The 24,319-nt window shown below is 32.9% G+C and carries 28 protein-coding genes and 3 pseudogenes; 24 read left to right on the top strand and 7 right to left on the bottom strand.

Features of this window, described 5'->3' with window-relative positions; translation table 11 throughout:
- Positions 1 to 14 precede the first annotated feature (14 nt).
- The 3 genes and pseudogenes from DN410_RS26890 to DN410_RS26880 all read left to right on the top strand — a co-directional run bounded on the left by DN410_RS26890 (position 15) and on the right by DN410_RS26880 (position 1,558).
- The gene (locus DN410_RS26890) at positions 15 to 470 is read left to right on the top strand and encodes an immunity protein YezG family protein (protein ID WP_149178740.1); all 456 of its coding nucleotides are present in this window, start codon (positions 15 to 17) and stop codon (positions 468 to 470) included.
- Between the two features lie 68 nt (positions 471 to 538).
- The gene (locus tag DN410_RS26885; protein ID WP_149178773.1) at positions 539 to 1,006 is read left to right on the top strand and encodes an Imm30 family immunity protein; all 468 of its coding nucleotides are present in this window, start codon (positions 539 to 541) and stop codon (positions 1,004 to 1,006) included.
- Between the two features lie 12 nt (positions 1,007 to 1,018).
- Positions 1,019 to 1,558, top strand: a pseudogene (locus DN410_RS26880) (T6SS immunity protein Tdi1 domain-containing protein).
- A 176-nt stretch (positions 1,559 to 1,734) separates the two neighbouring features.
- Here the strand turns inward: DN410_RS26880 and DN410_RS26875 are convergent.
- A complete protein-coding gene (locus tag DN410_RS26875; protein ID WP_149178739.1) occupies positions 1,735 to 2,886 on the bottom strand; it encodes a PD-(D/E)XK nuclease family protein in 1,152 nt (383 codons plus the stop codon).
- Between the two features lie 428 nt (positions 2,887 to 3,314).
- On the opposite strand from DN410_RS26875, the gene DN410_RS26870 reads away from it, so the two are divergent.
- From DN410_RS26870 to DN410_RS26845, 6 genes are all read left to right on the top strand, one after another.
- Positions 3,315 to 5,078, top strand: coding sequence for a VaFE repeat-containing surface-anchored protein (locus DN410_RS26870; RefSeq protein ID WP_149178738.1), 1,764 nt, complete (start codon positions 3,315 to 3,317; stop codon positions 5,076 to 5,078).
- A gap of 234 nt (positions 5,079 to 5,312) precedes the next feature.
- Complete coding sequence (locus DN410_RS26865) at positions 5,313 to 5,588, top strand: hypothetical protein (protein WP_149178737.1); 276 nt, start codon at positions 5,313 to 5,315, stop codon at positions 5,586 to 5,588.
- A gap of 179 nt (positions 5,589 to 5,767) precedes the next feature.
- Positions 5,768 to 6,238 carry an Imm30 family immunity protein gene (locus DN410_RS26860; RefSeq protein WP_088229669.1) on the top strand — a complete coding sequence of 157 codons (471 nt, stop codon included), beginning with the start codon at positions 5,768 to 5,770 and terminating at the stop codon, positions 6,236 to 6,238.
- Positions 6,239 to 6,492: 254 nt separating this feature from the next.
- Positions 6,493 to 6,948 (top strand): YrhA family protein, encoded by a 456-nt coding sequence (locus DN410_RS26855; protein WP_149178736.1) that lies wholly within the window; start codon positions 6,493 to 6,495, stop codon positions 6,946 to 6,948.
- Positions 6,949 to 7,008: 60 nt separating this feature from the next.
- Positions 7,009 to 7,506, top strand: a complete 498-nt coding sequence (locus tag DN410_RS26850; RefSeq protein WP_149178735.1) for an ankyrin repeat domain-containing protein — start codon at positions 7,009 to 7,011, stop codon at positions 7,504 to 7,506.
- Positions 7,507 to 7,597: 91 nt separating this feature from the next.
- Entirely contained in the window at positions 7,598 to 8,071 is a 474-nt protein-coding gene (locus DN410_RS26845) for an Imm30 family immunity protein (RefSeq protein ID WP_149178734.1), read from the top strand.
- A gap of 183 nt (positions 8,072 to 8,254) precedes the next feature.
- On the opposite strand, the gene DN410_RS26840 is transcribed toward DN410_RS26845, so the two are convergent.
- Complete coding sequence (locus DN410_RS26840; protein ID WP_149178733.1) at positions 8,255 to 8,509, bottom strand: SunI/YnzG family protein; 255 nt, start codon at positions 8,507 to 8,509, stop codon at positions 8,255 to 8,257.
- A gap of 318 nt (positions 8,510 to 8,827) precedes the next feature.
- Here DN410_RS26840 and DN410_RS26835 point away from each other — a divergent pair, with 318 nt between their 5' ends.
- The 6 genes and pseudogenes from DN410_RS26835 to DN410_RS28860 all read left to right on the top strand — a co-directional run.
- Entirely contained in the window at positions 8,828 to 9,160 is a 333-nt protein-coding gene (locus DN410_RS26835; protein WP_149178732.1) for a DUF3895 domain-containing protein, read from the top strand.
- 98 nt (positions 9,161 to 9,258) lie between these two features.
- Positions 9,259 to 9,615: an Imm3 family immunity protein gene (locus tag DN410_RS26830; protein WP_149178731.1), complete on the top strand. Its 357-nt coding sequence runs from the start codon at positions 9,259 to 9,261 to the stop codon at positions 9,613 to 9,615.
- Between the two features lie 50 nt (positions 9,616 to 9,665).
- Positions 9,666 to 10,172: an ankyrin repeat domain-containing protein gene (locus tag DN410_RS26825; RefSeq protein ID WP_149178730.1), complete on the top strand. Its 507-nt coding sequence runs from the start codon at positions 9,666 to 9,668 to the stop codon at positions 10,170 to 10,172.
- Positions 10,173 to 10,306: 134 nt separating this feature from the next.
- On the top strand, positions 10,307 to 10,654 hold the full coding sequence (locus tag DN410_RS26820; protein ID WP_149178729.1) for a DUF2185 domain-containing protein: 348 nt from the start codon (positions 10,307 to 10,309) through the stop codon (positions 10,652 to 10,654).
- Positions 10,655 to 10,718: 64 nt separating this feature from the next.
- A complete protein-coding gene (locus DN410_RS26815; protein ID WP_149178728.1) occupies positions 10,719 to 11,207 on the top strand; it encodes an SMI1/KNR4 family protein in 489 nt (162 codons plus the stop codon).
- Between the two features lie 12 nt (positions 11,208 to 11,219).
- Positions 11,220 to 11,429 (top strand): annotated as a pseudogene (locus DN410_RS28860) (hypothetical protein); the annotation flags it as partial.
- Between the two features lie 269 nt (positions 11,430 to 11,698).
- On the opposite strand, the gene DN410_RS26805 reads toward DN410_RS28860, so the two are convergent.
- The gene (locus DN410_RS26805) at positions 11,699 to 12,316 is read right to left on the bottom strand and encodes a DUF4241 domain-containing protein (RefSeq protein ID WP_149178727.1); all 618 of its coding nucleotides are present in this window, start codon (positions 12,314 to 12,316) and stop codon (positions 11,699 to 11,701) included.
- 433 nt (positions 12,317 to 12,749) lie between these two features.
- A complete protein-coding gene (locus tag DN410_RS26800; RefSeq protein WP_149178726.1) occupies positions 12,750 to 13,862 on the bottom strand; it encodes an RNA-guided endonuclease TnpB family protein in 1,113 nt (370 codons plus the stop codon).
- A 611-nt stretch (positions 13,863 to 14,473) separates the two neighbouring features.
- Here DN410_RS26800 and DN410_RS26795 point away from each other — a divergent pair.
- From DN410_RS26795 to DN410_RS26770, 6 genes and pseudogenes are all read left to right on the top strand, one after another.
- Positions 14,474 to 14,779: a hypothetical protein gene (locus DN410_RS26795; protein WP_002110762.1), complete on the top strand. Its 306-nt coding sequence runs from the start codon at positions 14,474 to 14,476 to the stop codon at positions 14,777 to 14,779.
- Positions 14,780 to 14,857: 78 nt separating this feature from the next.
- Entirely contained in the window at positions 14,858 to 15,691 is an 834-nt protein-coding gene (locus DN410_RS26790; protein WP_149178725.1) for a DUF2262 domain-containing protein, read from the top strand.
- 105 nt (positions 15,692 to 15,796) lie between these two features.
- Positions 15,797 to 15,988 (top strand): annotated as a pseudogene (locus DN410_RS28225) (hypothetical protein); the annotation flags it as partial.
- 103 nt (positions 15,989 to 16,091) lie between these two features.
- On the top strand, positions 16,092 to 16,583 hold the full coding sequence (locus tag DN410_RS26785; protein WP_071710588.1) for an SMI1/KNR4 family protein: 492 nt from the start codon (positions 16,092 to 16,094) through the stop codon (positions 16,581 to 16,583).
- A gap of 61 nt (positions 16,584 to 16,644) precedes the next feature.
- Entirely contained in the window at positions 16,645 to 17,433 is a 789-nt protein-coding gene (imm47, locus tag DN410_RS26780) for an Imm47 family immunity protein (RefSeq protein ID WP_149178724.1), read from the top strand.
- 425 nt (positions 17,434 to 17,858) lie between these two features.
- Positions 17,859 to 18,320, top strand: a complete 462-nt coding sequence (locus DN410_RS26770) for an Imm30 family immunity protein (RefSeq protein ID WP_149178723.1) — start codon at positions 17,859 to 17,861, stop codon at positions 18,318 to 18,320.
- 67 nt (positions 18,321 to 18,387) lie between these two features.
- On the opposite strand, the gene DN410_RS26765 is transcribed toward DN410_RS26770, so the two are convergent.
- Positions 18,388 to 19,095, bottom strand: a complete 708-nt coding sequence (locus tag DN410_RS26765; RefSeq protein WP_149178722.1) for a DNA alkylation repair protein — start codon at positions 19,093 to 19,095, stop codon at positions 18,388 to 18,390.
- Between the two features lie 395 nt (positions 19,096 to 19,490).
- Here DN410_RS26765 and DN410_RS26760 point away from each other — a divergent pair, with 395 nt between their 5' ends.
- Both DN410_RS26760 and DN410_RS26755 read left to right on the top strand, forming a co-directional pair.
- Entirely contained in the window at positions 19,491 to 20,006 is a 516-nt protein-coding gene (locus tag DN410_RS26760) for an ankyrin repeat domain-containing protein (RefSeq protein ID WP_149178721.1), read from the top strand.
- A 15-nt stretch (positions 20,007 to 20,021) separates the two neighbouring features.
- Positions 20,022 to 20,396, top strand: coding sequence for an immunity 22 family protein (locus tag DN410_RS26755; protein ID WP_149178720.1), 375 nt, complete (start codon positions 20,022 to 20,024; stop codon positions 20,394 to 20,396).
- A 204-nt stretch (positions 20,397 to 20,600) separates the two neighbouring features.
- Here the strand turns inward: DN410_RS26755 and DN410_RS26750 are convergent, their stop codons facing one another.
- Both DN410_RS26750 and DN410_RS26745 read right to left on the bottom strand, forming a co-directional pair.
- Positions 20,601 to 21,047, bottom strand: coding sequence for a DUF7832 domain-containing protein (locus DN410_RS26750; protein WP_149178719.1), 447 nt, complete (start codon positions 21,045 to 21,047; stop codon positions 20,601 to 20,603).
- A gap of 78 nt (positions 21,048 to 21,125) precedes the next feature.
- Entirely contained in the window at positions 21,126 to 21,605 is a 480-nt protein-coding gene (locus DN410_RS26745; protein WP_149178718.1) for a hypothetical protein, read from the bottom strand.
- Between the two features lie 549 nt (positions 21,606 to 22,154).
- On the opposite strand from DN410_RS26745, the gene DN410_RS26740 reads away from it, so the two are divergent.
- Positions 22,155 to 23,933, top strand: coding sequence for an S-layer homology domain-containing protein (locus tag DN410_RS26740; RefSeq protein WP_149178717.1), 1,779 nt, complete (start codon positions 22,155 to 22,157; stop codon positions 23,931 to 23,933).
- The last annotated feature ends 386 nt before the right edge of the window (positions 23,934 to 24,319 follow it).

Here is a 24,319-nt window from a genome sequence, read left to right as displayed (position 1 = left end):
AGTGAAAAAGTAATATGAAAGAATTTGAAGATAAATTTAGTGAATTGCAAGCTGATATGATATCTCTATGCATGGAATATGTTGAAAATAGAGCTGATAAAGTATATGTGTACGCTTCATGTGAAGAAGATATGATTTCTAGTAGTTTCTTTTATTTAATTAACAATAAGTATGTAGAGTGTCACAAGGTTAATGATGCATTGAAAAATGGGGGAAAAAGATATGATGTATCTCCAGAACGAATGTTTCAGGTTCTACAAATTATAAGTGAAGATATTGAAGGAATTGAAATGTTATGCAAAGAATACGGAAAAGTTATGCCAACTGAGCTGAAATTAATATATGATGCCCAGAGTGGGAAGTTTAAAGCTGAATATGAGTATGATTTAATCCATACAAATGATGATATAAAAACGGCTGATGATTTTGCTGATGAATGGTTCGAGGAAGTGAAAAATAATAACCTTTAAAAGCGGTACAGTAATAGTTACATCTTAGTTAAATGGATAATGAGTGGGAGTAGAAAATGGAGAAGTCAATGGATTTTAATGAGCAAATTTCCATTTTATATAAAATGCGTTTTCTAGAGAATGAAGGGGATGATATTGAAGTTTTTGAGAGTATTCTCAATGTATTAGCGAATGAAGGGACAAATGATATAATTTCTGATCTTTGTATAATTTTTGAGGATGATATTGCTGAGCCATCAGCGGGTGACTACCTTATTGAAACGATTTTTTATATTGCTGAACATTCCGGGGTAGAGGAAGGGCTATACAAATTAGCTATTAGTATTCCTAAAATGTTACCTCATGCAGAATTCTGGGCGGAAAGAATTCATCGGACTCTTTTACATTCAAAAGGTTTAGTCGTATCGTATATGAATGTTTTAGAAAATATAAATAATTCAACGAAGCAAATAATTAAAAGGATTCTTCTTGAGATAAGAGAGGACGACCCAGATTTATATTTAGAAAAAGTAAATTCAATCTTAGAGAAATTGTGATAAGGGGATACTATGGAAAAGATAAGTGATTTTATATGTTTCGAAAAGCCGTCGCAAGAGATTGTTGAAAAGTATATAGGGAAAGTTCCTGAACAAATAGTAGATTTATGGAAACAATATGGATTTGGAAGTATGTTAAACGGATATTTAAGGTTGGTAAACCCAGAAGAATATTTAGATATATTAAAGGAAAGTTATATCCGTTATGAAGAGGCTATCCCGGTTTTTACAACAGGTATGGGAGATATTCTTGTGTGGGAAAATAACTATTTATTATTACTTAAGTAACGAAAAGGTACGGTAGATGTAGCGGGTGGGAAATTTAAGTTTTTCTTCAAAAATATGAAAGATGACTATTTTCTAGAGAAAGTATTGGATTGGATGCCTTACAAGCAGGCAATACACAGGTACGGAAGTCTTGAAATTGATGAATGTTTTGGTTACACACCGTTACTTCCATTAGGTGGATCAGAAAAAGTAGAAAACTTACAAAAGGTTAAACTTATTGAGCATGTTTATTTAATTACTCAATTTATGGGCCCAATAGAATAATGATGGTACGTATTATTATATTTATGAATACAGTGACGTGTTTTATATTGAAAATAAAACAAGCATAGCCACGCCCTAAGTTTAGAAAGGTGCTATGCTCGTTTTAGGTTTTAAGATTAAATAACTTTATTGCGCTTTTATAATTTCAGGTAATACTTCTATAGTTAGGAAAGATTCTAATCTTCTTCCTCTTGGGCTAATGATAAAGAGATATCATCACGTACAACAGACAGCTTCTTCTTTTCTCCATTTGGATACACAATACTCCATAAAGCATATCCATTGTAACGATCTGTGTAATTTTCATCACCTTTAACATAATTTACTGCCGCAATGGCAGCAGCTGAAGGACTACTATATTCTTTCCCTTCAAAAAGGATTTTGCCACTTGTTAAGTCGATTTCTGCCTTTGTTATGGAACCTCCATAAGTAGCTTCTAGGTATTTTTCGTCTTCGTTTAGTCTTGAATATACCTCTTTCCAAGAAATGTTTGATTTACGAATCGGAGAAGACGTTTTGACCTTTCTTTCTTCAGGTGTCTCATTTTTAACTGCATCGAATATCTCATCTAATACGTCCTTATATTTATCATATATAGTTACACACAACTCATTGTTTACTCTTGCCATCGGTTTATTCACTCCTTTATAGACCATGCGAAGATTATGGATGTATTCCTCTAAAATATTTTTGTTTGCTGTTGTAATTTTTGGATGATTCACACAAGGCAATATAACAAAATCATATAGCCCTTGATAATCAATTTGAATAAATTCGGGACATTTAGGTTTTATCGTGGCATCTGGAGACAAAAAGACCTTTAGTTCATACTGATACGAGTCCTCCATCTGTTTTAAGATTTTCGTATAGGTTTCAGTCTGGTCTTTGTTTTCTCTTGCCAACACCTTATTTTCCACAATGATTCTCATCGAATCATTTGTCATATATAAATCAAATCGAGCCCGCAATTCCTGGTTTGTTTCTGGAATAGCTACAGACTCCGCTACCTCAGTTGCCACTTCTAATTCCTCTAGTTTAAGTGATGGATCCGATTCGATTAAAGCAAAATTAAAATCGGTTTTCTTACTTGATATATTTTCCTCACTAATATAGTAGAGAAAACGCTTTAGTGGGAAAGTACCTAAATTCAATGAAGACATTGGTGAAAGTAACCAACTGATAAAAGAACTATGCATCGTTTCGCGGTGTCCAAAACCCAATAATTGAAACAAGCTTTCTTTTTCAAAAGATTCTTGTAAGCGCAAGAAATCAGGATCGCTAATTAACTTATTCAATTGGGTTTTCAACTCTTTTTCATTTCTTATCATCTTTTAACCTCCAAATCTTAGTAGATATAAATATCGTAAACTATAGTTACTGGAATAATCAATTTTTTTTATAAAATAATAAAAAGATATAAAATTTTACTCCAGTGTGTAATCAATATTTACGTTGCTATTTGTAGGCAGTAAAACTCCAACTCAACATTCAGCTAGAGCAAAGAAGTGAGGTGAAATTCAGGCTGCCCGTAAAAGTCTGATTGGTAAAGGCTGATAATTAGTGAAGGATGAACAAAAAATCACTAATTAAAGTTTCACTTTATTTTAAAACAAGTTATGGATAAATCCCTATAATCAAAATTTAAAAAATCAAAACAAAATGTTAAAGTATGTAATTTTTTGTTTTATAATGGGATTGTAGTTTGGTAAGAATATTTTAAATGTTTGTAATGTAAATCAAACAGGAGGTTGTAAATATGGGGAGGAAATATGTAATTAGGATTCTAGCTTTACTCTCTGTCATATCTCTTTTCTTTAACTTAATGTTACCAAAGGCTAGCGCAGAAATTGAAAAGATTCCATCATTGAAAACAACAGCTACAAACAAAGCGGATGGCGGAAAAGAGATGCATGCAAAGGAGTCTATCACGATCCAAGACAAAGTAGAGTACACTAACTTAGTTGTTGGTAAAGAGTACATTGTAAAAGGTAAACTAATGAACAAAGTTATAAATAAGCCATTATTAATTGATGGAAAAGAAGTAACAGCTGAGACTAAGTTTACAGCAAAAGAAACGAATGGTTTTGTAACATTAGACTTTCCTTTCGTAGGTGCAGAACAACAAGGAAGAGAAGTGGTAGTGTTTGAAGAGCTGTATCAAGATGGTGTCTTAGTGGCAACTCATGCTGATATTAATGATGTAGGGCAAACAGTTCGATTTGTAGAACCGACAATCAAAACAACAGCAACAAATAAAGCGGATGGTGGAAAGGAGATGCATGCAAAAGATTCCATCACGATTCAAGATAAAGTGGAATACAAAGATTTGATCGTAGGAAAAGAATATGTTGTAAAAGGTAAACTAATGAACAAAGTTATGAACAAACCATTATTAATAGATGGAAAGGAAGTAACAGCTGAGACTAAGTTTACAGCAAAAGAAAAGAACGGTTTTGTAACATTAGACTTTCCTTTCGTTGGTGCAGAGCAGCAAGGAAGAGAAGTAGTAGTGTTTGAAGAGGTATATCAAGATGGTGTCTTAGTGGCAATTCAATCTGATATTAACGATGCAGGGCAAACGGTTCGATTCGTAGAACCAACAATAAAAACAACAGCAACAAACAAAGCGGATGGCGGAAAAGAGATGCATGCAAAAAAGTCCATTACAATCCAAAATAAAGTGGAATATAAAGATTTTATTGTAGGGAAAGAATATGTTGTAAAAGGTAAATTAATGAACAAAGTAATGAACAAACCATTATTAATTGATGGAAAAGAAGTAAAAGCTGAGACTAAGTTTACAGCAAAAGAAAAGAATGGTTTTGTAACATTAGACTTTCCTTTCGTTGGTGCAGAGCAGCAAGGAAGAGAAGTGGTAGTGTTTGAAGAGGTATATCAAGACGGTGTATTAGTGGCAATTCAATCTGACATTAACGATGTGGGGCAAACGGTTCGATTTGTAGAACCAACAATAAAAACAGCAGCAACAAACAAAGCAGATGGTGGAAAAGAGATGTATGCAAACGAATCTGTCACAATCCAAGATAAAGTGGAATACAAAGACTTAATCGTAGGTAAAGAATATGTTGCAAAAGGTAAACTAATGGATAAAGCAACAAAGAAACCTTTACTAGTTGATGGTAAAGAAGTAGCATTAGAATCTAAGTTTACTGCAAAAGAGAAAAATGGTTCTATCACAATTGATTTCACATTTAATGCTTCTAAGCTACAAGGTAAAGAAGTAGTAGTATTTGAAGAGCTATATCAAGATGATATTTTAGTAGCAATCAATGTTGACATTGAAGATGCGAGCCATACAGTGAAGTTTAAAGAGAAAAAATTAGGAAAACCACAGCCAGAAAAGCCACAGTCAGAAAAACCTAAAACAGGAAAAACATCAAAAGCAGGAACATTACCAGCTACAGGTGGAAATACGTTCTTTATGTGGTTCTCAGTTGGAGCCGGTCTTTTGTTATTAACCCTTGGAGCCATATTATTTATGAAACGTAGAAATGCATAATAAATAGTTTTTTAGGCAGAAGATATGGATATGAAATAAAGTCATAAAGAAAGGCTCTCTTTTGATTCGTTTTTTCAAAAGAGGGTCTTTTCTTAGTAACATGCTGGTTGGTAAACGAAATGTTACTAAGGAATATATGTATAGAACTAGATACAAGTAATAGTTGAGGAAAGCCCATTGTTGGAGTGGTGAAAAATAGAAATAAAATTTATGATAATTAAATAGGAGGACATAGTGAACAAGAAAAGGCAGTTAATTCAACAAGTAAAAGTCGTGATACATAAGTTGGAGAAAGACTATGTGAAAGATATTAATAGTGGCATTTTACAACTAATATATAAAAGATATAAAAAAGCATTAGAAATATTAGAGAATAACGAGGATATTAAGGGAATAACCATTGTAGGTGGTGTGCGTGCGTATATGGACAGTTACAATGACTATCCACATACGCTATTAGAAGAATTACATAAGGCTGAAACGATAATTAAAGAATTAACTAATAGATAGTGATAGAGAAAAAACAAGAAGTGATAAAATAGGGGAGAAGTTTTTTACAAAAAGCAAAAAATAATTCTTGTACAATGCTTGAGAATAAGGAGAGCTATTATGAAGTTATGGCAACTTATTAAACTATAAATTTTTTGAAATTTTTCAATAAACTCTACTCAAAGTATGGAGGGAAATAAATGTCATTAGAAAAAAAGATATTTATTTTAAAAAGAATACGTTTTCTGGAGCATGAGGATGATAGTATTGAGCTATTTGAGGAAATCTTAAATGAAATATTGCAAACGGCAGATAATAAAGTAATTATTGATTTGTGCAGTGTATTTCATGATGAAATAGATGAACCTTCGATTGTTGGTGATTTAATTGAATCGATTTTTTATATAATCGAAAAAAATGGAGTTGAAGATGGTTTAAATAAAATTATTGAAGGGATAAGCATTGTTTTGCCACAAGCTAAATATTGTGCTAAAAGGTTCTATAGAAGTCTTCTAGCTTCAGATGATTTTATTATTCCATTTATTAATGTGTTGAAGAAGGCTAAAACTACAAATAAAGAAGACGTTATTAAAATTTTGAAAGAAATAAGTGAGAAACAACCACAACAATATTTTGAAAAAGTTGATTTGATTTGTAAAGGGGTTATTTAATACTTTAATTATAAAATAACTCTAAAGTTTGCGTGTAGGATCATGAAAATAGCTTTAATATGTTTCATTAAAATATCAATCTAGATAAATCATATGGTTAATGCTATCTAGAGTGGTTTCGAAAAATATTTGAATAGCACGCCAAAAGCAATGGGCAATTTGAAACCAATTCTTGTAATGGGGTGTACTATTGAGGATTACTTTGTGTAATTCTAGCCTAGAAAAGGATTGAATATTTATTAGAAGGTGAAGTTATGTGGAGAGAGAAGATTAGTCATATATCCAAAATAAGAGAGAAACGAAATCGAAAACTCAATTTACCTATCAACGAAAAGGAGTTATCAAAATTTCGTAAATCTGTAGTAGAAAAATTTGGTGAAGATGTCCTGCCACAGCAGTACTATGAATTTTTACAAACAGTTAATGGAATTGAATTTAATGGATTAATAATATATGGGATTGACCAAAGTTTTTTAGATTTTAAGCCAATAAATCAGGTAGATAGTTTTTTTGATGCTAATGAAGTATGGGAATCAATTAAAGACGAAGATGAGCTGATTTTTTTCGGAGATTCAGATATAGCTTGGTATTGCTATAATGTGTCCAAAAAGAAATTTGTTGAGCTAGACAAGCCTTCAGGCGAGCATATGGAAACTTTTTGCGATTTTGATACTATGCTTAAATCCGCTCTCTCAGTAGCACTTAGCTAAATGTATCCGTAGTCAATGTCTAACTGTTTAAGCTAGATGAAAATAATGCAGGGGGATTCTATGGAAAGTAAGGAAAAAGCGATAAAAATCTATGATTTAATTGACAATGGTGATATAGAACAAGCGAAAGAGATCATTATTACTGATAAAAGTTTACTTGATTTTGTAACGCCGTTTGGAACTTGGCTACATGTTTCGGCTAGAGCTGGTGAACTGGATATGATAAAATTTCTTGTTGAATCTGGTATGGATATTAACCGTAATGAAGGTGTACCAAAGTCAGCGCCTATTGCACATGCAGCTAGTGAAGGTGAAATTGGTATTGTAGAGTACTTATTTGATAATGGTGCAATATTAGATGTTAGTGATCCAAATAGAAATCCTCTATTCTCAGCGATTTATGGTGGGCATCTTAATATTGTAAAGTATCTTGTTCAGAATGGTATTGATAGTACTGTAAAGTATACAGGGGATACTATGAAAGAGATGGGAGCTTACGAATTTGCTATTGAAAGAGGGCAAATAGAAATTGCTGAATATTTAAAAATGTACACTTGAGATGGCAGCCATATATTGATGTAATAGAAAAGTTGAAAACTAATGGTCATATTAATTTAATTACCCAATTCATTTAAAAGGAGAAATTTATATGGACTCTCAATCTGAGGTTAAGAGATTATATAGTTGTAGATTTTTAAAAAATCAATCGGAATGTGAAGAGTTTGACAGTGTATTAGAAAACTTAGCAAATAGTACTGATGAGAAGCTTATTAAAGAATTGTGTATAGTATTTGAGGATGAAACACAAGCGGAAGAGGTTATGTTTGGTCTAGTTCATTGTATTGAAAGTTTTGAAATGGAAAAATATTTAACAGAGATGCCTAAAGCTTTACCAAAAATGGTTGAGAGTGCAAAAGATTGGGCAATGTTACTAAACAAAAGAATTTTAAATAGTGATTTATGTAGAAGTGAGTATGCTAAAGTACTTGTAGGAATGAATCATGATATACAACTAACGGTAATTAATTTACTTAATGAAATTATTGCTGATAACCCTAAAAAATTTGAGAGCACTGCCAATGAGGTTCTTAGTCAATTACAAGGAGTTCATAAAATTAAATGAATATTGTAGAACTACTGTATATAGATAAAACTAAGAACACCCTAGCGAAGAGCTAGGGTGTTTGTGTTATATAGTTTCACCATATGCTTCAGAATTCGGAGCAGGAGTAATCAACGAATCTTTTGTAGCGTTTCCTATAATAGAATGTAGGTGTTTAACATTTAAATATAGGAAGAAAAACAATTAAGCTTTTATTTTATTTAAAATGGATACTCTATTAGTAGTGAATAGTAAATAATTTTGCTTTACGGTCTTAATTAAAATACGGTCTGTTGTACCATATGCTGTTCCAATTCGGGTTGCGCTTTTTTCTTCAACACCAGCATATGTATTATCTTCCGTTACCTCAGTGATTTCACATAATGGAATATGAATTTTAGAGAATTGCCATGAAATAATTAGTTCATCTTTTGTTTTTTCAACATGAATACCTAACATGTTACCAGAACCTTTCTATATTAAAATTTTACTCTTGCTATTTTATTATACAAATTTATAGATTCTATTTCTATTTTTTTACAGGGGGTATAAAACTAACAACGAGAAAAATGTTCATAATTACTTTCATTCCTATTATAACGAATTCTACAATAGAAGACAGAACGTATATTTGGTATAATCAAAACATACTATATGAAATGATGTACATGAGTTTGAAATTCATGTAATAAGGTAAGTACTACATAACAATAAATAATATTTATATAGGATTCAGTTCATGTTATATAAACCAATTGTTAGAAAGGAGAAGGTGTAATGGATCAAATTTCATTTGAAGATTTATTTGAAGAAGAAAAAGAAAAGGAAAAGGTGGAGGTAGCTGAGATCCCAGTACCTTTATCGCCCTTACAAAAGGATATTTTAGACTTACTTCATTCTGAAGAAATAAGTGCACTTGAGCTGTGCGAACAATTAATACGAGCTGGTAAAATATCAGATGAAAGGTTCACAACGAATAAGCCTAAAGCATATGGGAAAGTATGCTTACTATTAGAAGGTTTTGTGAAAGAAGGAAAGCTTATTTTTATCAAAAATGATGAAACAAGAGATAGGGTATATAAATTGAAAGAAGAAGTTTCTAACGTATAAAATGTATTAAGTATAGTCATGAAATAAGAAAGTCCTTATATTTGTGTTGAAAGATTATTTTCACATAGGTGTGGGGATTTTTTTTTGAGGGAGGATGTATGAAAGATTGGGAGTATAACGAATTATTTCATGCAATTCGGGAGGCGTATGAAGAGTTATTAGATGAAGAGAGAGGGTATCGATATGCTATAGCAAAACTAGCGGATGAATTTGATAATTTAGGAAAGATTGAAGATGTTATTGTTGATACTGCCATAGGAGAAATAGCAGTCAATCATCATATAGTTTTTGCAGGGCGTATTAAAGGTATAACAAAGAGGCTAAGTATGTTTAACCTTCAAGAGGCAGAAGGTGAATTGACAGTAGAGGAAATAAAAGAGTTATCGATAAGAATAAATAATGTAATAGAAGGATTAGAAAATGTAAAGGTTGCTTATAAATCTTCGATTGAATAGTTTATGGAGACATAGTTAGACAAGGGAACAGAAATATAGGAGGTGATGTTATGGAGGAGAAAAGTATAAATAAAACAATAAGAAATGCTATTAAGCTTGGTGATATTAATGAAGTAAAACGTCTAATAGGTGATAATCCAGAATTTTTACATTCAATGACACCATTTGGTACGTGGTTACATGTTGCAGCAAAGAAAGGGCATATCGAAATTGTTCAGTATTTGATTAATAAAGGGATAGATATGAATGCTAGAGGCGGTACATTTGATGCTTCTGCATTAAATTTGTCCGCAGGAGCAGGACATTTGGAAATAGTAAAATATTTAGTAGAGTCTGGTGCCGAATTGGATGTAAGTTTAGCAAAAAGAAATCCACTATTTGGAGCAATTTATGGCGGACATAAAGAAGTAGTTGAGTTTTTAGTTGAAAAAGGAATAGATATTTCAATTAGATACACTGGAGAAAACTTTAAGAATATGAATGCTTATGAATATGCTGAAGAATTCGGACAAACAGAAATTGCTGCATACATAAAGCGTAAGATGGGTAAGAGATAATAAAGATTGTAAAAGGGATAAGACTAAGAATAAAGAGATTAATAGGGGCAGTGTTTAATGATTGTGATTTTGAACTGGCTGACTTTAGAAGTTGTAATAGTATTGCCTTATTAATATTGTAAAGGAGTATGAACATGGCAAATAGAAATGATGCATATGGAGGGTTTATTGTATCTAGAAATGTTTTGAATGGAGTACCTATTCGATATAGTTTTCGAGAAGAAAGTTCTATTTCTCAATTAAATGGTTGGAACATCTTTTCAGAAGTGGATGATGATGAATATGTAAACAATCCAAAAAACTTTTGCATAATTAATGCAGAATCAATGTCTTCAATTGCACCTCAAATGCTAGAAATATTTGAAGCACCATATGGAACAGACCTTTTTTGGGTATATGAAGATAATGTACATATTGGTTTTTACGATTTAGTGAAAGACTGTATGACAGATATAAATAAGATTTTAAATGTAATTTATTAAGGTCTCTTATAACTGTTTTAGATGTGTAGTAATTAATTGAGGAAATTCAGAGGGATGGTGCGAGATGAGTAAAGTGGAATGGAGATTACCAGATAAGCCTATATTGCGAGCAAATGTAAAGAATGTGGAAATGGAGTTGGGCATTCATTTCCCTTTAGATTATATAGAATGTGTAATGAAGAATAATGGAGCACATGTTAGCCCAGAAGTATTTGAAGTTGAGGGGAAGAGAAAGGTTTTTGGGACATTACTAACTTATGATATGGATGATGATGAAAATATTATGGAGGTATTTCATGATTACAATGACACATTACCGTTAGGATTACTTCCATTCGCATTTGACCCAGCAGGAAATTTAATTTGCTTTGATTATAAAAATCATGAAGAAGATCTAATTGTCGTCTTTTGGGAACATGAGGGGGCATGGGAAAAGGAAACATTGATGGAAAGTGAAGGGATTACGGCTGAGGAGGCAGAGGAAGTAGCGAGAGAAAATGTATTTTTTGTGGCTAATCATTTTACGGAGTTTTTAAATAAGTTACATGATTAATAGTGGGAAAGGATTCAAACTTATCCGACAGTAGCATTTAACGAAGAAGAGATATTAAATCGTCTTTTAGATGTATTTGAGTCAAATGAAAAATTTGCTCCTACTCATTGGGGGAACTGTGAAACAGTGAAGGTAGAATATAATCGTCAGGAAATTATAGAAAAAGTAATTTCGGAGCGTAGAGTATCTGAAGTTCACCTGTATCGTGATAAAACAGTGCACTAGTAACTCTAAAATCAACCATTATGTATATTTTGGAGTTACTTGACGTTAACTCTACATCAGTAGAGTTAATAAATTATTTAAATAAAAAACTGTTAATAAACAACTAGAATTAATGACGGGTCATATTCACTTAAGAATATAACCCTGTTTATCAGAACCAGTAGTATATAAGGAGATTATCCCACGGGTTATTTGCAAATATTAGAAGAGGAATATTTGACGCTGTAAAAGAAAAAATATTGACTCTTATATCATTATTGTTGTCCTCAATTTTCCTCATGTAGCACTTGAAAATCAGTAACAAGTGAAACGATTTTTCCTGCTTCATCGATTCCCCAATAGGAAGGATAAAATCCATCTCCATAACCTGAACGGAATATAATGATATTACTTCCTGTTTCCTCACACACCACGCAATTTCCCCAATCTTCATCATGTTCTGTTAGTATGTCATCTATAAAATCATCATACAAACTAGTAAATTCTTCTCCTAGTTCTTGTTGTAACCTATCTTCTATTTCTTCTAACTTACCAATTGCTTCAACATCTGCAAAGCACCCTAAGCCTGTATCAACTGGGTAACCAAAAATATATCCGTCTTCCAGTTCACTGACATTTTGTCCTAGTTTTGTTGCCATCTTCCATCTTACCGCTCTTGACTCCGACAATTTCAATTCAGCACCAGCAATGACTCCATCTTCCTTATGCCACCAAGCAACAATTGGATATGTACCTGGCTGAATTGTTTGTTCGAAGTGATTTTCATTAAAAATAAGAGGATCACAAGCAACAATTTTACCTGAAGTAACTTTCAACTGTTCTAGTGCTTCGGAACGCAGGGCCTCACTATCCGGTTTAGATAATTCACGTAATAACTTTGACATAATGTTTCTCTCCCTTTCCTTTTAAAATATTTGTTGGTGCTGCCTCCCATATATTTTTACATGAGTTACATTTGTGTTCTGTGGTATTTCTAGCGCCTTTGTATGTTCCTATAACTTCGATATTATCGCCATGAACTTCTAAAACCTCTGCGGCATATCGTACCCGCGTTGTTCTAATAGTTCCGCAACATATTCTTCATGCGTTTTACGTTTTCGGATATATTGCTTCCCCGTACAAGTGTAGATGGAACAAACCTTTATTCATTGAAAAATATAACAAATGAATTTGACTGTGAACTACCCACCACTTAGTATCTCTTACGAGCCTACTTGAAGTGGGGGCTTCTCGGTTCATCGCTACTTTTGATAGCTAACGAATTTGTCCTATGACAGCCGAGCTAACTCCCTTGTTCCAAAGGTTATTTCTTACGATTTATATCAATGCTAATAAACGCATGGCTTCTTTTTTGATATTGATAGCTGCGTTATAATCACGGCCGATTGTGAATCCACACGAACACGCATACGTACGTTCACATAATGGCATTTCTTTTTTATTTCCACAACAACTACACATTTTTGTAGAAGGAAACCATTTATCTATTTTTACAAGCTGTTTTCCTTGTTCTTGTAGCTTATATGCTAAAAATGTCGTGAACATCTTCCAACCGTTATCCGCTACACTTTTACCAAAGCGTAGTGCTCGTGACATCCCTTTCATATGTAAGTCTTCAATTGCTACAACGTCAAAACCCGTAGCTAATTCTTTAGACTTGTGATGAAGGAAATTTTTACGTTGATTGGCGACCTTTTCATGCAACTTCGCTACACGAATGCGTTGTTTATTCCAGCGCTCTGAATCTTTTACACGTCTTGCCAATACTCGTTGCGCTTTTGCTAATCTATCTAACATCTGACGATAAAAGCGAGGATAATTGGCTTTCTCATCTTCGCTACTCACGTACAATTCAGCCATTGCGAAGTCTAATCCAACTACACGTTCTACTTCTTTTGGAGTGATTTCTTTTTCATATTCGGTCAAAATAGACACGTAATACTTACCAGTTGGTGTCATCGAAATCGTACACGATTTGATGATATGGTTTGGTGGTATTTCTCTATGTTGCTTCAGTTTCACCATTTTCAATTTCGGTAATTTGATATAACCATGAAATAACATAATATTTCCATTTACTCGATTCGTTGTATAGGATTTTCTACTCTTTTTGCTTTTGAATGTTGGAAAATCATTTTGACCACTAAAAAAATTCTTATACGCAGTTTGCAAATTTAATTGCGCGTTGGCCAACGCTAAGGAATCGACTTCTTTCAACCATTCATACTCCACTTTGTATTTCGCAGGAGTAGGGAATTTTTGTTTCTTCAGTTCTTCCTTATTCGCTTTGTGTTTTTCATATGCTTCTTTTCGTTCAGCCAGCATTTTATTATATACAAATCGTACGCAGCCGAATGTTTTACGTATGAGATGTGCTTGTTCTTCTGTTGGATACAGACGAAATTTGTAAGCCTTATTCTGCTTTGCCATATCCATTCACCCCATTTTCCGCTTCATTTCCCATAAGCTATGACGGTAATCACACAACCTGAACACTACAAAATTATTATCTACTTTCATTGTTATACCAAACTTTACCTCTTATAAGAATAATTATATCAGAGGCGAAATAAATAGGAAAACCCAATGTTTGGCTACGCCAAACCGAAATTTATCTCCCACCTGCCGCTAGACTATCGTCTTTCACACGCCTGAGGAAGGAGACTTCTTTCGGGTAATACGTTAAAATTAGACCCAGTTTTGAGGATGTAAATAATAATCCACCCGTTGATTAGATTATTTTAAGGGTGAAAATGCATTAATTAAAAATTCAATAAAAGAAGATCGAACTAGATAGTCTTTCTAGATTGATCTTCTTATTTTATATTCCCCTTCACTGCAACTCATTGCAATATGTCTACTTCTGTGACACATTACACAATTGTACAGAGATAATGAAGTAATATGAAAAATAATATAAAGATTTTAATTTAATCCTATATATTTTTTATAAATTCTAAAAGTAACTCCCTTATTTTTGGTATGATTGACAGAGATTATTTAATTTCTTATGAATATTCTTGAAAAGGGAGTCATGCTGTATGAAATCAATAAATGTAAATGGGAATATATATCATATTGAATCTGTTCCTTTTGAAGATAAGAGTGAGCAGGATGAAGAGGGATACTACGAATATTTTTACAAAGGAGTCAATTTATCGTTTCACTCGGACAAAGAAATAATTAAAGCCCGAATTTATGACGAGGAAGAAATAATATATTTCTTAAAAAATCCATCTCTTGCTTTTGGTAAAGATTTTGAAGCTATAAAAGTATATATAATTAAAGAATATGATGTAAATAAATTTAAGATTCCAGGTGAAAAAAAAGCCTATATAGAATTATAGCTATAATTCTATATAGACTTTACCATGACCAATTATAATAAAACAGGAAAACTCACAAAGTACTTATGCCTGTGGGTGATGAAAGGAATGTATTCGAAATTGAGTAAATCAAGTGAAATAAGTAGATTTGAAAATAGATTCTCAGAAAATGTGATTGAAATAGCAGCTGTCACAGGGGCATTAGGAATCGGTGCATCAAAAGGCGGTGACAACATTTTGTGGACTGCGTCAATTGATTTGATTGCGTGGAAAGACTTACATAACAATGAAACGATTACAAAAGAAGACATACGACTCGCATGGTTGGTTGATGATGCAGAATGGAGAAAATCAAAAGATATTTTGACAGCAAATACAGTTGTAACATTACAGGTGCGCAAGTCAGAAAATTCATTGATGCTTGTTAAGGTTTTGGAAACATCATATAAAGATGATGAGTTGGAAATCATCTTACAAGATGCAATGAAACCACTTTTTTATCATGATGAGATGTTGGGTGAGTTTGAACTTGATAAAAGAGTGAAAACTTTTGAAAAGAGAATATCTTGGGCTGGTGAAGAATGTCATTTATATTTTGATTGGAGTGAAGACAAACATATGATGAAGTCTGCACTGGAAACAGCACATGCACTTTTCAAAGAGCAAGATGAATGGAAAATGAAAATGAAAATGTACGCTGCAAAAGAACTGGTAGAGTTAGCAAATGAATGGCTACAAGATGATGATGAAGCAGAAATCGACGAAATTACAAAAGAAATGTTCATTAATTCCATCACATTAAGCAGCTTAAGCGTTTATTCAGAAGGTGATTTTGAAATATTCTTTTCGGATGGAGATATATTTTGGGGACATTCTATCATTGTAAGCGGAAATATTCATGAGGGGCTCTCTTCGGCTGAGATTGCAGGATAAAGTGAAACGTCCATCAGTGGGGATTTTTCTTCTCGCCTATCTCTTCTCTTATTAAGTGAGGACTCCAAACCTCTTTAATAATTAATGAAATTTAAGGTTTACATATACGGTGGAACTTGCATAGATGTTTTAAATAATCTCTTAGAATCTGATATGGATACGTTACTTGATAGTTGGCTATCTACAATGAAATATTTAGAACCAGCACAAGCAATGGCTATACCAAGTTTTGATGAGGATCGGAGGGGTGTATCCTTTTCTCCAAATGTTTCTTGGAAGGATTATCTGAAAAGTTAAAAGGAACGAGGTCGTAATTAGACTGGAATTTACATAAAAGCTCAGATGATGCAATTAGTTATTTCGGATAAACGTGATGTGATTTGTTAGGAGGTGAAGTTAAATGAGAAATGACTTAACATGGCCAGTACCGGATGAGCCAGTTTCAGCAGAATATATAAACAATGTGGGAAAAGAGATAGGGTATATATTTCCAAGTGACTATGTAGAATGTGCTACAAATAATAATGGTTCAGCTGTATTACCTTATAAATTTGAAATAGATACGATAACAAAGGTATTTGGAACTTTACTTTCTTATGATGTAGATAGTAGTGAATATATCGTTAAAGTATATAACCAGTATATTGCTACTCTGCCAAATGAATTGGTGCCATTCGCATTTGATCCAGCAGGAAATTTAATTTGCTTTGATTATAAAAATCATAAAGAAGATCCAATTGTCGTCTTTTGGGAACATGAGGGAGCATGGGAAAAGGAAACATTGATGGAAAGTGAAGGGATTACGGCTGAGGAGGCAGAGGAAGTAGCGAGAGAAAATGTATTTTTTGTGGCTAATCATTTTACGGAGTTTTTAAATAAGTTACATGATTAATAATATTATTCATATGAAATGGTTCGTATAAATGTAAGCAGCAATAAAAGGAGAGAGAATGATGGACTTAGAGCATTTGAAAAAAGATATTTGGTATGGAGAAATTTCTAAACATACAATTGAAAATCTTAAGTCTAACCTAAGAGATAGTGCAACAGAGAAAGAATCCTTTATTTTAATTAATGAATTGTTAAAGCTTGGTGATTTCTCTGTAAAGGGGTTACTAATCGAACTTATGAATAGTACTCGAGATGAGCTTGTTTTGAATTTATGTACTAGACTATTTTGCTCAGTAGCTACTCACGATGATTTATTAGAAACGAATAATTTGAAATTCCTTTCAAGTGCTTCAGAGGATGGAGTTCATAATTTTGTAGTAAGTGCTGGTGAAACTCTTTCATATCATGTAGTACCATATCTTTTAGCATTACTAGAAGAGTGGGAAGATACCTTTGTTGAAAAAGCTATTAGAAATGAACTTTCATGGATGCTTGGAATTGAGGACGAGTATTATGAAGTATCGTTAGAAGAATTTAATGAAGCTTATTCTGGTTTTATCGAAAATAATGATACGCAAGAATATTATTATCATAATAGACCATCTTTTCCTGGAGACTTGGCAAAGGAGTTAGTGTCGGAAGTTATGAGTTCTTTAAGAGATAGAACTACTTATAATGTTGTTACTATACCTTCCGTTTTATCAATTTGGAGTGGAATCAAATGTCCAATTCAATACGATACGATTATAACAAATGAAAAAAATAGAGAGTTGATGTCATATATTGATGTTTTAACAAAGAAAGAATGGAAGATTGGTAAAAAGTATTTTTATGGACATGTAGTTGTATAAGAAAACGATATATGTGATGAATATAAAACATTCTATGGCACCCTGCTAAGGAGTGATTTTTACTATAATGGAGATAGTTTAGCAAATGATATTAATTTTGCTATTGTTCTTTATGATTTTAAATATAATGAAGCGAAAAGCGAAGATATGTTTGATGGTTTAGAGGTTACATTTATTGGTTCTATGCCATACAGGTAGGTTGTACGGGGTTGCTAATTTGTACTATAAGCATTTCTATGAAGAGATCAAATACAAGGTAATTGAAGTAGGTTATCAGGATATTACTTTTTAATTTCAATACGTTTCAATAAACGCCTGTATATTACTTTGAAAATAAAATAGCTGATTCACTGATGGAATTTATGATAAAGGTCTATCGGGACAGTGAATATTTTGAAGATGAAAAAAAGAAAGGATAATCTCTTTTGGATACTAAAGAACATTTAAATCGATTATATGATAACCGTTTGCTAGAAAATGAAAATGAGATACAAGAGTTTAATGAGTCATGCATACGAGTGATTGAGTGTAACGATGTTTCTATTATTCCAGATTTATGTTTAGTCTTTGATGATGATACTGAACAACCTGAAGTTATGTTTAGTTTGATTCATGGGATAGAGAGCTTATATGAAAATCATATAGAAGAGGGATTGAAATGTATTGCTACAGCTGCTCCCTCGATGATGAGCGGCGCTAAAGACTGGATAGAGATTATACATTACAGAATACTTAATAATCCCCAAATAAGAACGGTGTATGCAAAAGTACTTTCGCAATTTGATTTATCCATTACGAGTAGCATTAAAGAACTATTATTGGAAATAAAAAATGAAGATCCTGATATGTTTAGTGAATCTATTAATGAAGTCATTGAGCTTATCTAATAGTCGAATAATCTCAATAAAAAAGGGTGTCAATCTTTATCGAATTGACACCCAGATACGAATCTGATTAACACCTTACATATTTACGCTTAAAACCAAGTCTTCCTCTATCAAGTTCTTTCTGAATACTTTCGGAAGCATTTAGAAGGCTGCTTTTTTTCTTATCACGTTTCACTTCAACTATACCAACTTCTTTTGCAGTCTCGACTGCTTTTTCATGTAGTGGTACATATGAAATTGCCACGGTGTTTAGGAAGTTATTCATAGCGGATTTTGTTCGTTCTGGTGAATCATGAATTGTATTTTTTACCATTTCAAGCATATCGGAAATTTTGCTTTCGGAAAACTCATTGTCTTTACGATTTCCTAAAAGCCAACAGTAGCAACTCCATCCTGCTGACATTCTCAGCTCGTCTCCACTTTTAATCCATTTATCAGCAACGTCTTGAGCAATATTTGACTCTGATAAAGTTACTGCCACCACATAATCAGACAGCATATAAAAATACGCTCCGTCTATCCAGCGATCAAAATCAGACTCACTCATAGCTTTTGGATCTGCGATAATACCTGCAAAGTACATAGCATCGTAGTTGCCAGTGGTATACAGTTCCTCGGCTAACTCTTGATTTAATTTTATTTTCTTAGCAATTGGTTTCATAGCACCTGTAGCTACGCCAAAAACTGGCTCGTGTGCACCGTTAGATATGTATATTTTTTTCGTTCGTTCCTTACCGAGGGCTTCAAGCTCTTGCATAACTGTTTTAAAGTCCATAGCTGTGCACTTCCTTCCTTAATATAAAAACCTTTTTAAGTGTAATTATCTAGTTTGTATTTTTAAGCCTTGCATACTTCTCAATGTTAATACTAATTGTATTTTGGAGGTATGTCTACTTTCTAAAGTTTATCGAAATTCGATCTGATTGTTGAATAAAATGAAGCCAGAGATAATCTGGAGAATGGTATAATATAGAAAAAGTGGGCGGTAAAAATCACATAGGGGGAATTTAATTGGAAAAAAGCTAATTAATAAGTATGACAATGAATTTCCGAATAATCCTATTTAACTGAAAGGAAAGAAGAAATGGTTTTTATAAAAATCATGAGTTTTAAAGTAGTTGATAAGTTATAAAGTTAGTTCTGCAAGATAAGAATTAAAGGAGAAATACAATGGATAAGATTCAATTTGCCAAAAGAATTAGAGATTCCATAAAGAGTGGTCAATTAAACACGTTAAAAGATTTACTTGAGAGAGAGCCTAAGATGTTGGAATATGTCACACTATTTGGTACGTGGTTACATGTAGCGACAGCGCATGGACAGTTAGAAATAATAGAGTACTTAATCAATTCAGGAATCAATATTCATGCAAAGAGTGGTACTTTTTCTACAAATGCCCTTGAAAGAGCGGCTACGAAAGGATATTTACATATTGCAGAGTATCTCATTAAACATCAAGTTGAAATGGACACTAGTGAGCCGGATCGAAATCCTCTTTTTGCTGCAATATATAGTGGGCATTTTGAAATCGTTAAATTGCTAGTTATGAATGGTATAGATATAACTATAAAATACTCCGGTAATAATATGAAAGATATGGATGCTTATACATTTGCTGTTGAAAGAGGGGAGATGGAAATTGCAGAGTATTTAAAGCGTAAGTTGAATGAGAATATATATTTATAATGGAGGACACTATTAATGGAAGTACATGGAATGGTTTCAATATGGTTAGGGAATATGGAAAAGCAAGATCAGTTAGATGTATATATGGAGGTTACATATGATGAAGAAGGAGGCTCTATACCAGCAAGGTTTTTTGTTGATTTTAATATTGATCTGATTGATGTAGATGAGGATTTTATTGAAAAGGAAGTGTTAGAAGAAGCGAGTGATGATATTTCTGTGTTGTTAACGGGATGCTCATATGATGATAAAATACTTTCTCGAATTAAGGAAGAAGTTAAATTAAAGAAATCCTATAATTCTATCATATTAATTTATAATTTTCAGTATGACAATGCTGTTAGTAATTTTGAAGGCTTTGATTTTGTAACTGCTACAAGCTATCTATAGTTGTGAGACAATTACAGTAGGGTAAGGAAGAATAAAAAAATATACAAGTTGTTAGTGGCTAATAAAAGGGGGGATCGTATTGAAAAGAACGCTTGAATTCGTACTAAGTGAAAAGATGTATATCGATGCTAATCAACAAATTGAAAATAAATTCTGTATTAACAAGTCGATTCCTTATTAACATAAGAAATCGACTTGTAATAATTATTTATTTTGTAAGTTATCTTTCCAAAAATTATAGCTATAATCAATAACTTCTTTTAATTTGAAATAGTTTTCCCAAGTATCTTGCACATGGTAGAGAGTTTCGCCTTCGTCTATAAAAACATCACTGTAATCATTTATATACTTCCAGTCCTCGTCATGGTTAAAGTAGTACATTGCGAATTGATTGCCCTCATCATTTAACATGTCGTCTGCTAAAACGCCATCCCAGTTCATATAAATTTGTGTACCAGTCATTTGTCTAAGTTTAAACTGGTTAATTTCGTCTTGAGACTCTTCTTCAAATTCTTGACTAAATAAATCATGTTCAATTATCCATCCTAAAAACATGCCAGTATGTACAAAAGCTTGATCGATTGGTAAGTCCTCAGGAAAATCACCTTCAAAATGGTACTTCGCTTTATCATAAACAATCGTATTTAGCAATTAGTTTATCCCCTTTAACATATAATCTAATCTTAGCATAATCATCCCACGTGTTTCGTATATAGTAATCTTTCAAAATCAATCTAGAATCATTAATTGTGAAAATAAACTTTCTATGTTTTTATCATCTTTCTTGAAAATTTTAAGTATGCGTGCCATAACGTAATAATTTTTCCCGCCACGCTCTAATACTAGAATGTTTTTTTCGTTTTCTTTTGTAACTTCATTTTCTAATACAGAGTAGATTTGATTAGAATCGCCTTTTTCAAATGCTACACAACATGTTAATAGTGCAATGCTGTAGTAATAACCAATAACATCATACATGTTAAAGTGATTGTTTGGTATTAAATCTAATTTGTATGATTGGACCGTATTGGCAACGAGTTTAGTTACTCCTTCAAATTCAATAAATGGTTTCATACGTAAGCAGTGATTTTTATTGAGCGGTGCATGAGCAAAAGATTTTAGCTTACTAATTAGTTTCTTCATTATCTTCTGCTCTTCTTCATTTAATGTATCAATATTAGTAAGTAAAATATCAGCTATTTCTTCCATATAGAAACTCCTTTCAATGTTAAGAGGTAACATGTACATTATAGCAAGACTATATATGTTGTTATCAATTTCAAACAGAAAAAGTACACCAAAACGAGAACTAATTAACAGGTACATGAAAATTATGCAACAGCATAAAGGTTCTTCTTGTTGAAAAATCAATAAAAGGTGTCGTCATTTGTTTTTTGAGAATTAGTGGAGTAAAAGAGAAAGATTTACTTTTTTATAATAGTTTTTGAGTCGAATATACAGTAAAAGTAATAATGAGGAAAGATGTGACATTTTAAATTATAAGGTGAATATTTAGTGGCTGAAAGTGTTTTTGACGGCATTTGTAATTGATTGTAGAATAATGTTTGTTAAAGAGTTTTATAGAAATTTAGCTTAAAAAACTATGGTTTTTCTGCTGGGGATAGAATGGAATCGTATGTAAAAAGGATGGAATAGACATTCCTTTTTATATAGTAGATTCGTAGTACTTGAATACTAAAGAGAAAATAAAGGGAGGTTGAAATATTTACACGAAATGTGTAAGTATTTAATACAGCAATGACAAATAGAATGAAAAGACGAGTAATCGCACTATCAACAAGTTTAGTAATCTTAGGGGGATTACCTTTATCAGCATCAGCAGAAGAGGTGCATTCATCTCAAACTGATCAACTTAGTGTCGCTCATGGGGAACATGGAATGAACGGATTAAGTTATTCTAATTTTAATCTGCAAGTTCCTGATCATATACAAATTAACGAAGCGGAAGTCTCTGAAAATGAAACAATGCTTTTAGAAGAATATAAGCATCAACATGATGAAACAGAAGAATTAAATAAAATGAAAGAAGCAAAAAAAGGTGAAGTAGCGGAAGAGGAAGCTATTTCAAATATTGAGAATGCATTTGAAACGGTAGATGGTCGAAATGATGGGTCTACTCGTCAAATGAAACCGATTATAAAGCCGAGAGCGGTTCAGTTTAGTGCGCCGAGTACGAAGAAATATGGGACGATTGCGGGCGTGCCATTTGTGGAGTGGATTGTTCCAAAAGGAAATACTGATATTCGACCTGCAAATCCGATGAAAGCACGTTATATTACAATCCATGAGACTGCAAATACAGCTCGTGGTGCGAATGCTGAAAATCATGCGAAATATTTGTATAAACAAGCAACTGAAGGTACTTTCCGAACAGCTTCTTGGCATTTTACTGTAGATGATAAAGAAATTTATCAACACTTACCTACAAACGAAAACGGTTGGCATGCAGGTGATGGCGATGGTTCTGGAAACAGAGAATCGATCGGTATCGAGATTGCGGTTAACCAAGATGGAGATTACAATAAAGCGCTAGAGAATGCAAAACGACTTGCAGGTTATTTAATGAACAAAGAAGGCATTAGTGTGAATAATATTTATAAGCATCAACAATGGAGCGGGAAAAAGTGTCCTGATATTTTAATTTCTCGTGGAAATTGGACTGGTTTCGTACAAGGTGCGCAGTGGTATGCGAATGTTAACACACAAATTGATAAGCCGTTACAAGAAAAAAACGAGTCATTTAATCCGAATGATAATAATCCAGCTGAACCTAGCATGGAGCTAGTAGTAAATGGTGACGGTATAAATGTACGTAGTGGTGCAGGTCTTGAACATCCTGTCGTTCGTAAGGCTTCAAAAGGAGACCGTTACAAAGTGTTAGCAGTTAAAGACGGTTGGTACAAAGTTGGTAACGGAGAATGGATTTTCTATAACCCAAGCTGGATTAAGATTGATTACAATGTACCAAATAAAGAAGAACAAAAGCCAAAAGATGATATTACAGGTGGTTGGTTTGAAGGTCATATTCGTAAATTACATAGCCTAGGTATTATGCAAGGTGAAGGCAATGGTATATTTGCTCCTTATCGTAATGTAACGAGAGCTGAGTTTGCCGCATTAATTTCAAATGCTCTTCAACTACCAGAGGGTGATAAGTCATTTGTAGATATTAACAAAGCACATCCGTCACTTCATAATGGTATTAAACGTAGTGCGAGTGCAGGAATTATTAGCGGTCGCGGCGGAGGTGTTTTTGATCCTAATGCCCAAATTACGCGTGAAGAAGCAGCTGTTATGATTGACAAAGCATTACAGTATAAAGGTGTTACAGGTGATTTAGTAGCATTACCTTTTAAAGATCAACATGAAATAATATACAAACAATCAGTTCAACGATTATATAGTTTAAAAGTAGTTACTGGTGTTGATGATAATAGGTTTAATCCTAAAGGTACAACAACTCGTGGTGAGGCAGCAGCCTTTTTAGTGAAGATGCTAGATTCGATGCAAAAATAAATTGTATGTAGAAGTTTGTATTGGTATGAGTGAAAATTTCAAGGGAGCTATCCAAAATAATGATTTGGATAGCTCCTATTTAGTTGTGTGGACAAATTGCGAATATCATTCCACTTATAAGCCCCTTCCAAGCCCCTTCCAAGCCCCTTATAAGCACCTACCAAGTAATAAATCATTAAGAAAAAACAAAACAAAAACAAAAACAACTACAAGAACAAAAAAGCGCGAAAAAACGTCGTCGTAGTAGTTGTAAAAAAAATTTGAATTCAAATGCCAAAACCACCCCGAAAATTCCTATATGTATATTGAAGGATTAAATTTTATCCCGCTTTAATGGGCAGTAAGACCCCCACCTCAAAATTCAGCGGAAGCAAAGAAGTTAGGTG

This window comes from Bacillus sp. SH5-2, assembly GCF_008368905.1.
Taxonomy (GTDB): Bacteria; Bacillota; Bacilli; order Bacillales; family Bacillaceae_G; genus Bacillus_A; species Bacillus_A luti.
This window is presented reverse-complemented; position numbering and strand designations above follow the sequence as displayed.